The organism is Roseofilum sp. SBFL, assembly GCF_017746885.1.
GTDB lineage: Bacteria > Cyanobacteriota > Cyanobacteriia > Cyanobacteriales > Desertifilaceae > Roseofilum.
Genome location: NZ_JAGHZH010000070.1, coordinates 17,671 through 29,679 on the forward strand (window position 1 = coordinate 17,671; position 12,009 = coordinate 29,679).

A 12,009-nucleotide genomic window follows, 5' to 3' on the forward strand; every position below is an offset into this window, starting at 1 on the left:
ATAGATTTACTTCAATGAAGCATTGCGAGACCACAAGCCTTCGATCGCCGTAGTCAGATAGCCGATTTGACCATAAGCATAGACTAGGTTATCAAAGCGCAGAGCTGGATCGCCGATATATTTCACTGATTTATAAAGTCCCCGAATGATGCGCTCTCCCCCCAGCGAAAATTGATGAATTCCTCCTCGGTTGGAGAGTTGTTCGCGGTAGCATTCACTCACCCCTTGCCACCATCCTCGGCGCAGAAACCAAGAGCGGTTGATTCGCTCTGGAGCAACATGGTGAGCAACTAAGGCTTCAGGAATATAGCTGACTTGCCATCCCAATTTTAGGGCCAATTCGGTCATCACCAGTTCTTCGTTGGAGAGCAATTTTTTTCCTACCCGTCCTAAATTGGGGTCAAATCCACCAATTTCTTCTAGGAAACTGCGTCGGAGGGAGTAGTTTAAGCCTCTGGGGGTATTGCCGGGTTGGGTAATTAAGACCGGACTATCGCCTAAATCATAGGCTCCTAGATTACCAGCTAGCCCCTCTGAGAGCCAAGAGGGAGGGGTAATACCAGTTGGCCAAATGAGGGTGACTTTACCGCCAGCGATCGCCAGTTTATCGTTTTCTGCGTAGGCTCTGGAGAGGACGGTTAACCAGGATGGCGTAGCGATCGCATCATCATCTAAATAGGCTAAAATTTCTCCACTGGCGTTTTTTGCCCCCGTATTGCGAGCGACAGATAAACCAGTCACCGGTTCATAGACCGATTTCAGACGGGGATGGGGTTGTAAAGATTGGATAACTTCTTGGGTGCGATCGCTCGACGCATTATCAACAACAATAACCTCAAAGTCAGGATGATCTTGATTGAGCAAGCTTTCTATTGCGCCACCAAGATATTGATCTCGGTTATGGGTACAGATAATAGCTGAGATTTGGATGCTCATTGGGGAATAGGGGAGTGGGGACGTATGGACTCGGGGACTCGGAGATAGATGGAGATAGGTTTAGGGCTTTCTTTGATTATTTCTTTGATTAATAGAGTGGGTAGATTGAATTGTCCATTTTTCGCGTTGTGAAGCCATTTTTACTAACTGACCTAATATTTCTTCCAGCTTTGAATCAAGGGATTCTGCTTGGGAACGAGTTAAGTATCCACATCGAAGAGCAATTTCACACCAAGTTTGAGTTTCTGCGGCTTCACTTTCAGCATCGGACAGCTTACTGACAAAAGCAGCAGGATATCTTCTTTTTCTCCAAGCCTCAGCTAAATTAGCTGCCACAGAACGAGAAGAACGCCGTATTTGATCGCTGAGAGAGAATCGTTCTTCTGGGGGAAAAGATTTGGTTAGCTCAAAAATGATCATTGTCACCTCCATCGCATTTTGCCATACTCTCAATTCCTTAAAAGAACGAATATCTGCCATAATCAACAGGTTTCATTTCTGTTTTACCCAATTTTCTCATTTTATCCAATCCCGCGTCCCCGTGTCCCCGCGTCTCCATGTCCCCGCGTCTCCATCCCCCCGTGTCCCCATCCCCCGGCGATGCAAACTCTTTAAAGATTGGGCTAACTTGGATAGACGCTCTTCTAACATATGCTTTTGGTTCAGAAACTGCCGTAATTGTTGATAGCGGTGAATGGCTAAACTCATGGATGCCACTTCTTCTGATGGACAGGGACGACTCCAAACTTCTCCATTTTCATTGAGTCTACAGAGTCGATAGGATGTGCAAGAACTTCCGCTAGAATTCCTATGGGTTGAGTTGGGGGTAGATTCGAGCCATCCCTCAATAATTGGCCCCTGATGATAAAGAGCTGTAATTTGATCGTGGATCTGGTCTAACTGATCTTGCCATTGACAGGCGATCGCCTCAATATCATGAAGTACATCAATAGCTAAATTGGGAGAATATTGATTTTGATAACGGCTTAAGCGCGTCGGTTTATACTTGGGAAAAGGCGGCAGTTCAGTGGAACGATGAATCTCGGCTGTGCCTAATTTTCTCTTATTCGTTGGTTCAAAAGGATGGGAATTGGGTGAATTGATGTCCATAGCGCTTTGCGCGGTAATGGGTAATAGGGAATAGGAAATGGGAAATCTCTGCGTCTGGAGCATCTCCCGAGCTTTTTCTATTGGTTTAGGGGGATTCTAAATGACTCAGCCGCTTTTGTAACTCCTTCAAAGACTGGTATAAATCCGGTAGACGCTTGTAGATGGCCGATGCTTTGAGATAAATAGGATGATTCACCGCCGGGTTTCCAGAAACGACGGAGCCAGGGGCAACGGTTCCATGGACTCCGGCTTTTGCGGAGGCAATCACGTTATCACCAATAACCGTATTGTTGGCAATTCCCACTTGTCCAGCGAGAAGAACTTTATGCCCTATTTTTGTGCCACCTGCCATGCCAGTTTGACCGGCGATCGCACAATTTGAACCAATCTGAGAACCATGTCCAATCTGCACTAGGTTATCAATTTTAGTATCGCGACCAATGCGGGTTTCCCCAACGGCTGGACGGTCAATGGCGCTATTACATCCCACTTCCACTCTGTCTTCTAAGACGGTTCGTCCAGACTGTTCCATCTTAAACCAGCCTTTAGGGGTGGGAACAAAGCCAAATCCTTCCGAGCCGATCGCTGCACCACTATGAATAACACAATTTTGACCAATCAAAGTCCGTTCATGGATGGTACAGTTGGCATGAAGAACGGTGCGATCGCCGATTTCGGCTTGGGGATAAATCACCACATTGCCATGAATACAAACCCCATCGCCAATTTTGACTCCAGATTCAATCACCACATGGGGACCAATATAGATGTCTTGTCCCAACTGTACATCTTCAGCGATCGCGGCAGTGGGGTGAATCTGTGGTTGGGGATGAAACGGTTGATAAAAGAGGGTAATGACTTGGGCAAATAAGAGACGCGGCTCCCGGGTAGCGATCCAGGCAATTCCGCGCTCTGTGGCAGCTTCGATTAAATCAGACGGGATAATTAAGGCGATCGCCTCAGTGGTGTTAATCTGATGAATAAACTTCCCACCCTCAATGAAACTCAGACTTTGGGGAGTCGCTTGATCTACAGGTGCAACTCCCGTAATCTCTGGATCGAGATCGGGTAGGGAATTTTCTGAGGCTACCTTACCCAATTTTTCAATAATCTCGCTGAGTTTCATAGATCTAAGCACCAAGTTTTGAGGGTTGAGAACTGCATCTTTGCAAAGTTTACAGTAGTTTTCGCCACAAAACGCAAAACCAGGTTTTAACCTTTCCTTCCTGTCTATCTCAACGTGCTAAAGAGGATTGGCTTGATAGAATAGTGCCATTCGTGCGATCGCAGCTAAGAGAGATCGATAGTCAGGATAGAGTGGAGTGAATAAACGCATCGTTTTCAAAATTGGCTCTGGGGATTTTGATCGAGGGTTTCCAGTCACGCTACAACTAGGTGAGGAAGGACGAACCCCACAGCTTGAGTTGAGCCGGTGTTTAGATGCAGCTCCCGATTTACCCCTCCTTTATCAGCAGTGGGTGTCAGCCTATCATCGGTTGGCAGGTTTGGATACTCGGATTCGGATTCCGACGATGCCAATTACCCATTTGGGCATTCCAGAAGCGCACCACAACTGTCGAGAAGCAGCGGAGAAGTTGCGATCGCACTTTAACCACTGGTTACGCCAACCTAATATTCTTGATTTACGCGAAGCCATCCTTGAAACCCTAGATCGCCAAACCCCAGTACGCATTATTATCCAAACTCAAGACTGGATTCTCCAGAGACTCCCTTGGACAGTTTGGGACTTTTGGCAGCGCTATCCCCATGCCGAAATTGCCCTCAGTTTACTCGATTATCAAGGCGTAAAACCAGAACTCACCCTCCAGGGAACAGCGAATATTTTAGCCGTATTTGGCGAAGATCGGGGATTAAACTTAGCTGCCGATCGACATAGTTTAGATCGCCTGCCTAATGCTCAAATTACTTATCTAGAGCGTCCCAGTTTTTCCCAACTGCACGATCGCCTATGGTCCGAACCTTGGGATGTTTTCTTTTTTGCCGGTCATAGTTCCAGTGAATCTGGCGGTCAGTTTCAACTCAATCCCCAGGAACGTTTAAATTTAGACCAGTTGAAATATGCCTTAAATCGCAGTATCGATCGCGGATTGAAATTAGCCATTTTCAATTCCTGCGATGGCTTAGGTTTAGCTCAACAGTTAGCCGCTCTCAATTTGCCGCAAATAATTGTCATGCGCGAGCAAGTCCCCGATCGCGTTGCTCAGGAGTTTTTAGAGCATTTCTTATATCAGTTCTCTCAAGAAACCCAGTTATATGAGTCCGTGAGATTGGCACGGGAAAAATTACAGGGTTTAGAAGATCGATTTCCTTGTGCCACTTGGTTACCCGTTATTTTCCAGAATCCCGCCTACTTGCCCTTAGTATGGAAAAAAACAGAAGTTCAGTTAACCCCTCAATCCAATTTAAGTCGCTTAGAACTTCGCAATCGTCAAATTTTACTCAATAAGGTGAATCTATATTGGGTGAAAGGGGTTTTGGAGGCTTCGCTCCATGGACAGGTGTTACTAGAGTTGGGGATTGAAGAGCGCTATGATGCGATCGCCCATCCTTGGGGCTTAGTTTGGGAAAACACCGAGCAAATGCAACAGTTTCCTGTGACTCACAGTTCGGCAATGGAAAAATTTGAGGCTTTGGGTATGGGGCGATCGCTCCTCATTTTAGGCGAACCCGGTTCTGGAAAAACCACCACCCTTTTAGAATTAGCACGGGAATTCATTCATCGAGCCAATCAAGATCGCCATCTCCCCATCCCAGTTGTGTTTAACTTATCCTCTTGGTTAGGCGAACAACAATCCATTTTAGATTGGTTAATTCAGGAACTCTATACCAAGTATCAAATCCCGAAAGAAATCAGCCAAAATAAGAGTGCGCTCCTATACGAGGGAGCGACCCATTGAACGTTACTGGCATCAGATCGAGTCAATCGAGTGTGCGCTCCGAGCAACCACTCCTTACGCGAGGGGTCTGGGGAACGCTCTCGTTCCCCAGTAGGGGGTTTGGGGGACTAGTCCCCCAAAGAGATCTCGCACTCAAGCCCAACCAATCATCATTGTTCCTTCTCCCCTTATCCCGAACTCAGGTGGATTAATCTAATTCCAGGATTGCGAGTGGGATTAATTGCGGGTGGATTTTATGCTTTAAGTGTTGCCTTAATCTTTAATGTCATTTATGGCTTAAATATGGCAGTTAAGGAGCTATTGATTTTTTGGCTATCTGGATTAAATTTAGGCGTGATGTTTATTTTGCTCAGGGGCTTAACTGGAGGAGACATCAATACCCACACTGTACCCAATCAAGGCATCTGGTTAAGCGCTCGAAACGCCTCCTTATTTGCAATCCTAGGAATCTGTACCTTAATCGTCCTAGCGAAAATTGTAGGACACCCAACCTTGTTTGGCACGATCGCCGGTTTATTAATCGGTTTATTTTCCCCTAGTAGCATCGCCTGTCTACAACACTTTACCCTGCGAGTTATTCTCTATGGTTCTGGAAAAATTCCTTGGAATTATGCCCGCTTTCTCTATTATGCGAGCAGTCTCATTTTCTTACAAAAAGTGGGTGGAGGCTACATTTTTATCCATCGTCTGTTGTTGGAACATTTTGCCCAACTCTCTCTAGAATAAATTTGACAGCCTCCCTATTTCCTATTCCCTACAGCATCGCGCTATAACATATCTTCTTCTTCCTTATTCTGAACCCCGCGCATAATTCGAGAAAGTTCACTTTTTTCATTCACAGAAATTCGACTTGGTGAACCACTAATAATTCCTTCATAGTTCCGGAAAGAATCCTTAATTTCTGCACCATGTTCTGTAATCGCATATTCTCGAATACCTTTATCATGCCACGATCCGCGCATCTTGAAGACATTGATCGCTCGCGACATTTCCCCACGAATTTCCACATATTGCAGCATTAAAATCGTATCCGTAATCGTAGAAATATGAGATTCAGTAATCGAATGAGACCCCATAAACTGATCCGTTGTATTAGTAAAGAAACCGGTGATTTCTTCCTGTTTTGCATATCCCGTCACCCCGATCACAAATTGACGAAAAGCATTATTACTCACCCCTCGTGCTAAGGCAGACAGGGAATCAATAGCAATCCGAGACGGTTTGAATTCTGTAATTTTAGATTTAATCAATTGCAAATGATCTTCTAATCCTGCTGACTCTGGATAGGCACACAGAATTTTCAGCAACCCTTGATTTTCTAATTCTTCAAAATCAATTCCCCAAGAGTTCGCATTCCGGAAAAGCTGGGCCCTCGATTCTTCATAGGCAAATAAAATGGCTCGTTCTGAATTCTTACAGGCATTTTCTAGAAATTTACTAACCAATAGAGTTTTACCGGTTCCCGTTGCTCCAGTGGCTAAAATAATCGAATCTTTGAAAAATCCGCCACCACACATTTCATCTAAAGTGCTAACTCCGGAAGAAACCCTAGCATTAGAAGAGCGTTGAGTAAGTCGCATCGCACCGAGCGGAAAGATATTAATTCCATTATCGGTAATGGTAAAGGGATATTCTCCTTTCATGTGTGTTGTTCCTCGAAGTTTGAGGATTTCTACGGTTCGTCGTCGTCGTTCTCCTTCTAAGGCGTTGCGAACAATAACTACATTATCGGAGACAAATTCTTCTACCCCAAAACGAGCAACTGGCCCATATTCTTCTTCCCGTTCTGTTGTCATGACGGTGGTGACACCGAGTTGTTTGAGTCTGGCGACGAGGCGAAAAATTTCTCGGCGCACCACAGAAGCGGCATCATATTGTTGAAATACAGCAGTTACGGAGTCAATGGAGACGCGCTTGGCTTTGTATTTACGAATGGCGTATTGAAGCCGTTCTATCAGGGCAGAAAGGTCAAAGTTGCCAACAATATCTTGACCTTCTGGGTCAGGAGATGCATCTAATATAAAGAGTTTGCCATCATCTATGAGTTGCTGTAAGTCCCAACCAAAACTGGCGGAGTTTTGAATAATATCTGTAGGCGATTCTTCAAAGGTGACAAAAATACCGGGTTCATTAAAATAGGTAATTCCATTGTAGAGAAATTGGATTGTCAGCATGGTTTTACCTGTCCCTGATGTCCCACTGACTAGGGTGCTGCGACCTTGGGGTAGTCCTCCATGACTGATGTCATCAAAACCTTCAATTAGAGTTCTGATTTTGGTGATTCCAGTAAGTTTTTTATGGGGAGTCTTTTCGGGTTCGCTAATTTGATCAAATGTACTCATAGGTGATATAGCTCTAAATTAGAATAATAAAAGAGATGATGAAAAAAACAAATGGTCTTGGTCATTGCTGTTTTATCCCAGATTTATCCTAGACCTTCATCATCGCGCAGTTCATCATATAATAAATCGAGTCCAATCAACACTTTTTCGCGATCTGAGAGATCTCCAATGATTTTACGGACAGGAGGGGGGAGTATTTTGGCAAGGGTGGGCGTGGCGAGAATTTTGTCTTCTTCGGCAAGTTGTGGGTTTTTAAGAACATCAATCACTTTGAGGGCATAAACCCCTTGAAATTCTTGTTCGAGAATGTCGTTCAGTGTTTTTAGAGCGCGTACTGAGTTGGGGGTATTTCCAGCAACATAGAGTTTGAGAATGTAGGTTTTTTTTAGGGGACTCATGGTTGTTCTGTGTCAAAGGGTTTTAGATAGTGTTGTCATTCAGGACTATGAATTAACAAGAATTTAGGATTCGCGAGGAATTGAGCGGCGATACATTTCACACAAATGGGCAATAGTATCAATGAGGGTTAAACGATAGTCAAGTAAAATCTCTTCACTCCGTCCTTCTAGCTGTAATTGTTTGGAAAATTCTTCCATTAGTTCCATGTGAATTTCAACAATTTGAGACACAGAAATATCGGCAAAAAAAGCGATGTTTACAAACTCGTCGATTTTGGAGTTAGTTCCTTCATCATCGGAGAAGTAGTTCAGTATTATATCCTCATAGTCTTTTTTTAAGCAATTGAGTAAGTCTTGTTGTTTTTCATAAGATAAACGACGGAAAAAGTTTTTGGGGTCTCGTTTGTAATACACACCGAGATATCCTAGTCGTTCTTTAAGTTTCTCAGCTAAACGTCGCTGTTGACGTTTTAGGGAATGTTGAATGGCGATCGCATCGATCTCGTTTCCCGGTTGTGCGCTGGTCGATTTTTGGGTGGTTGATAGTTCCAGAAATTTGGCGATCGCCCGATTGATAACCGAGGGAACTTCTTGCAGTTGCTCGGCCGTGACTTCTAGAACGGCATCATGGTATAATCGCCTTATCCCTATTAGATCGGGAACATCTAAACTATCCGCTTCTTCTTGATTCTTTGCGTGGATTTCTAGAGGTAGTCTTTGTGCCATAGATTCCCCGATCGCCACTAGAGGTAGATAGGTTTTTTGTTGCCGCAGTTTACCTAAGAGTTCCGATATCTCAGGGGTCTGTTCTACCACCAAACAGTCAATTTGCTGTCTGTGCTGATCGACATATTCGATTAACTCACTTTCAGAAAATAAGCGAGTGTGAACATGGCGAGTGTCTTCTAGGCATTGCTCTAAAGCATCGCCAAGGGACGGGGATCGGACACAGATACAGATAGACAGTTTAGAGGGCACGCCAAAGTGTTAAAAGAAACTACAGGTATCGGCTTCGCCTATAGAAAAAAGCGTTGCGTCAATAATTGAGTAAATTTGTTTTTTACAAGTCTTGATATCAATGTAAACATTCTAGACTTAATTGTAAATAAATTGTTATGTTTCTGGGAAGTTTTCCGGTCTGCTTAGGGCTACCTCCCTGAAATTCTGGTTAACGATCCAGAATTAGGTGAGCGATCGCTTACTGATTTCAGGCTGAAGCCACCAGGTGTTGCTGACATTGTGGTTACCTAACATTCATGAACCCTCCTTTGCTCCAAGCTTTTACGTCTCCAGTGGTTGTCTGTCCACAAACCACTCTGCTCGAAAGGGCTTTAATGGAATGGAGTTTAACCGATCGAGAGCTGCTTGTGGTTATCGATCCTGCCCAATTCCCGATCGCCTGTATCCAGTTTTCCCGGTGGTTACCTTATTGGCTGCATCAAGACTCCCAAGGGATTCATACTCCCTCTTTACTCAAAATCAACCCTCAATTATACCAAATTGGAGAACCGATATTAGAATCGATCGCCTGTTTTGCTAGCGATCTCGAGATCGGCGCACTTCAGGAGCAACTCCAACAGTTTAATCCTGCGATCGCCTGCCATTATGCTCTCATCAATCAGGAACGGGAATTTGTGGGATTGCTCGATAACCAACGCTTGCTTCAATATTCCTTAGATCGGAAAGCGGCTCATGGGCTAGAGCTAAGGGAAGCAGGAGGACGGGAGATCTTCCTCAGCGATCGCACCTTGGATACTCACCCCTTCTCCCAAACCCTCCCCTCATCTCTGTTTTCCTCCTCCCATACAGACGCTCTCTCCCAGTTCTCCCCAGAGTCTCCAGCCGACTGGCAACTTCAAACTCTCTTGACTCGCGTTACTCAATTGGTCAAGGAAAACCATGCCAAAGACCAGATCTTAGCCTATATCAGCCATGCTCTAAAAACACCAATTACCTCAATCTTAGGCTTATCCAACCTATTATGCCATCCCCATCACTCCCTCAGTGAACCTCGACAACAGCAGTATTTAAGTTTGATTCATCAAGGAGCCAAACAACTGAGGATGATGACTGATGATGTGGTGACTTGGACACAGCTCGAGCTAGGAGAAGTCGTGTTAAAGAAATCGCCAGTTAAGCTCTCCCAATTATGCGATCGCATCTTGGCTAGCTTTCAAGAGCTGGTGCAAGATCGGGTTGAACCGCTCTACCTCAACCTCAGCCCAGATCCCGATCTTACTGATGTGATGGCTGATGAATTTTGGGTGCGGCAAATGCTCAATCGACTATTATCGTATAACGTATGGGCGATCGGCGATGGGTTGCACGATCGCTCTCCCCAGCCTCTCCCCATAGCTCTCGAACTTGAGATTGGATCTCAAGGGGGATTTTGGATTAGCTTTCGCTTAACCAATCCTCACTTAACCACCCCCATCAATCTTACCCCTTGGATACCTTCTTCTGGTCAACCGAAGGCCTCCCCCTCTTCCTCCACTTGGGAATTAGGATTAGTCATTGTCAGCCAACTTGCCCAACTCCATGGGGGCGATCTGATGTGTTCCTTCAAACCCAACGAAGGTGCAGAATTGACTCTTCTCCTACCCTCAGAATTGCTCGATCAACCCTCAGAAACTGAAATCGAGTCCTCTTTCCCGCAAAAATTAACCCTGTTATGCCTATCTCCCGGCACACCGCAAAAGGGAACCTATCAAGAATGGGTACGGGGATGCCACGCCTTGAGGGGTAAAGATTGTCGTCTCTTGGAAGCGGAAGATTTAGATCAAGCTGAAATCTTAGCCAGAGTTTGGAAACCCCATGTTTTAGTCTTCAATGATGCCGGTTTAGAGGATGTTTGGGGGTATTTAAATGCTCTGCGTCAATCAGAATCATTATGTTATTTACCCCTGATTGCCCTCAGTCAGGAAACGACTCAAATGGCAAATCAAATTCCGGGATTGTTGGTATTCCCTTGTTTGGTTTCTCCTGATTCTGAATTGGCTGTTTCTACGTTGTTACAAGTGATCAAGATAGCTGCAAGTCAGGGATAGGGAGATGGAGAGGATGGGGGCGTTCCCTGAGCCGAGCTATAGCTGTAGTGCCTTGACCAGGATAAAATAGTGCATTATCGATAGGTGTAGGGTATGGGTAATTTCTTCCCCATCCTCAACCTTTTTCCCCCTCTCCCCCATCTTTTTCTAAAGCATCATTTTAGAGCGGTCAAGGCACTACGGTAATAATTTTTAATTGATCGCCCAGAGTGAAACTACAAAGAATCAGGATCGATATTTAACTGTCGCAGTTTCTCCCGTAGCTGTTGTAAGTCCGATTCGGCACTTTCAGCTCGCTCTGTGGCGCGATCGCGCTCTAATTCAGCACCGTCTGCTCTTTGTTGTTGGCGATCGCGCTCTTGCACGACATCCTCATAAGTTCCGAACGCCTCCCCACTCGGAGTGAATAACTGCAATGTTTGCTCGCTTGTACTAAAACTCACCTGTAATAGCGGACTTCTCCAACCCTCCATTTGAGCAATTTCTGTTAATCTCCCCCCACTTCTCAACCATCCTTGCAGTTGATTCTTTTTTGGATTGTAGACATAATATTCTTCCACGCCATAATAGTCGTAGAACTGAAACTTATCGTCCATTTCGCCTTTACTATTACTCGGTGAGATTATCTCAAACGCCACTTGAGGCACAATATTTCCTTCTTCCCATTGTCTATAGGAGCCTCTATCTTTTTTCTCCACTCCCAAAACCACCATGATATCCGGTGCTTGGCTAAACGGTAAATTTTCTTCGGCTACCGTTAACGTTCCCGCTTTTTTGGGATACCACAACAAATCACCCGCCACAAACACATCTTCTCGCTCTTGAAACAGAGCCGACAATCCTCCGACAAGGGTTGTAATTAAACGAAATTGAATCGTATTATCCGCCATCGGGAAGCCATCACTTTCTGGGTAGAGTCGAGCTTCAACTTGCGATTGAGAAAGCAGTTCTTGTACCATCGTTTCTACCTGAGTACTCAATTGAGTTCGCACTCCTGTTTTGAGGATAGCATACAGCCTTTTGTGGGGGAGTGGGGGAATGGGGGACACGGTGACGCGGTGGATAGGGAAGATTGATGGCCTATTACCCATTACCCATTACTCAAATGTATCCTTAACCTCAAGGGGTGACAAGGTAGCTCAAAGGTGGCTATAGCGACCTTTTTCGGTAGTATTTTGCTGAAAACCTCAACTCAATGGTCGCGATCGCATAACTATAGCATCAGGTTAGAGGGTTACTTGCCCAAAAAATCGCTGGA

Annotated in this window: 11 protein-coding genes; 3 read left to right on the plus strand and 8 right to left on the minus strand. The window is 45.0% G+C overall.

Going from position 1 to position 12,009, the window contains the following annotated elements; translation table 11 throughout:
* Positions 1 to 6 precede the first annotated feature (6 nt).
* From J7545_RS08265 to lpxD, 4 genes are all read right to left on the minus strand, one after another.
* Positions 7 to 936, minus strand: a complete 930-nt coding sequence (locus J7545_RS08265) for a glycosyltransferase family 2 protein (protein ID WP_318719425.1) — start codon at positions 934 to 936, stop codon at positions 7 to 9.
* Positions 937 to 996: 60 nt separating this feature from the next.
* On the minus strand, positions 997 to 1,416 hold the full coding sequence (locus J7545_RS08270; protein ID WP_318719426.1) for a four helix bundle protein: 420 nt from the start codon (positions 1,414 to 1,416) through the stop codon (positions 997 to 999).
* 36 nt (positions 1,417 to 1,452) lie between these two features.
* Positions 1,453 to 2,046, minus strand: coding sequence for a hypothetical protein (locus J7545_RS08275; protein WP_318719427.1), 594 nt, complete (start codon positions 2,044 to 2,046; stop codon positions 1,453 to 1,455).
* 85 nt (positions 2,047 to 2,131) lie between these two features.
* Positions 2,132 to 3,172 carry a UDP-3-O-(3-hydroxymyristoyl)glucosamine N-acyltransferase gene (gene lpxD / locus J7545_RS08280; protein WP_318719428.1) on the minus strand — a complete coding sequence of 347 codons (1,041 nt, stop codon included), beginning with the start codon at positions 3,170 to 3,172 and terminating at the stop codon, positions 2,132 to 2,134.
* Between the two features lie 196 nt (positions 3,173 to 3,368).
* On the opposite strand from lpxD, the gene J7545_RS08285 reads away from it, so the two are divergent.
* Positions 3,369 to 4,964, plus strand: coding sequence for a CHAT domain-containing protein (locus J7545_RS08285; protein ID WP_318719429.1), 1,596 nt, complete (start codon positions 3,369 to 3,371; stop codon positions 4,962 to 4,964).
* Between the two features lie 210 nt (positions 4,965 to 5,174).
* Positions 5,175 to 5,690 carry a hypothetical protein gene (locus J7545_RS08290; RefSeq protein WP_318701479.1) on the plus strand — a complete coding sequence of 172 codons (516 nt, stop codon included), beginning with the start codon at positions 5,175 to 5,177 and terminating at the stop codon, positions 5,688 to 5,690.
* Between the two features lie 41 nt (positions 5,691 to 5,731).
* Here the strand turns inward: J7545_RS08290 and kaiC are convergent, their stop codons facing one another.
* From kaiC to J7545_RS08305, 3 genes are all read right to left on the minus strand, one after another.
* Entirely contained in the window at positions 5,732 to 7,306 is a 1,575-nt protein-coding gene (gene kaiC / locus J7545_RS08295) for a circadian clock protein KaiC (RefSeq protein WP_271941668.1), read from the minus strand.
* Positions 7,307 to 7,389: 83 nt separating this feature from the next.
* Positions 7,390 to 7,704 carry a circadian clock protein KaiB gene (kaiB, locus tag J7545_RS08300; RefSeq protein ID WP_318701478.1) on the minus strand — a complete coding sequence of 105 codons (315 nt, stop codon included), beginning with the start codon at positions 7,702 to 7,704 and terminating at the stop codon, positions 7,390 to 7,392.
* A 63-nt stretch (positions 7,705 to 7,767) separates the two neighbouring features.
* A complete protein-coding gene (locus J7545_RS08305; RefSeq protein ID WP_318701476.1) occupies positions 7,768 to 8,682 on the minus strand; it encodes a circadian clock protein KaiA in 915 nt (304 codons plus the stop codon).
* 278 nt (positions 8,683 to 8,960) lie between these two features.
* Here J7545_RS08305 and J7545_RS08310 point away from each other — a divergent pair, with 278 nt between their 5' ends.
* Positions 8,961 to 10,751 carry a HAMP domain-containing sensor histidine kinase gene (locus J7545_RS08310; RefSeq protein WP_318701474.1) on the plus strand — a complete coding sequence of 597 codons (1,791 nt, stop codon included), beginning with the start codon at positions 8,961 to 8,963 and terminating at the stop codon, positions 10,749 to 10,751.
* Positions 10,752 to 10,966: 215 nt separating this feature from the next.
* On the opposite strand, the gene J7545_RS08315 is transcribed toward J7545_RS08310, so the two are convergent.
* Positions 10,967 to 11,842 (minus strand): Uma2 family endonuclease, encoded by an 876-nt coding sequence (locus J7545_RS08315; protein WP_318701473.1) that lies wholly within the window; start codon positions 11,840 to 11,842, stop codon positions 10,967 to 10,969.
* Positions 11,843 to 12,009: the final 167 nt, after the last annotated feature.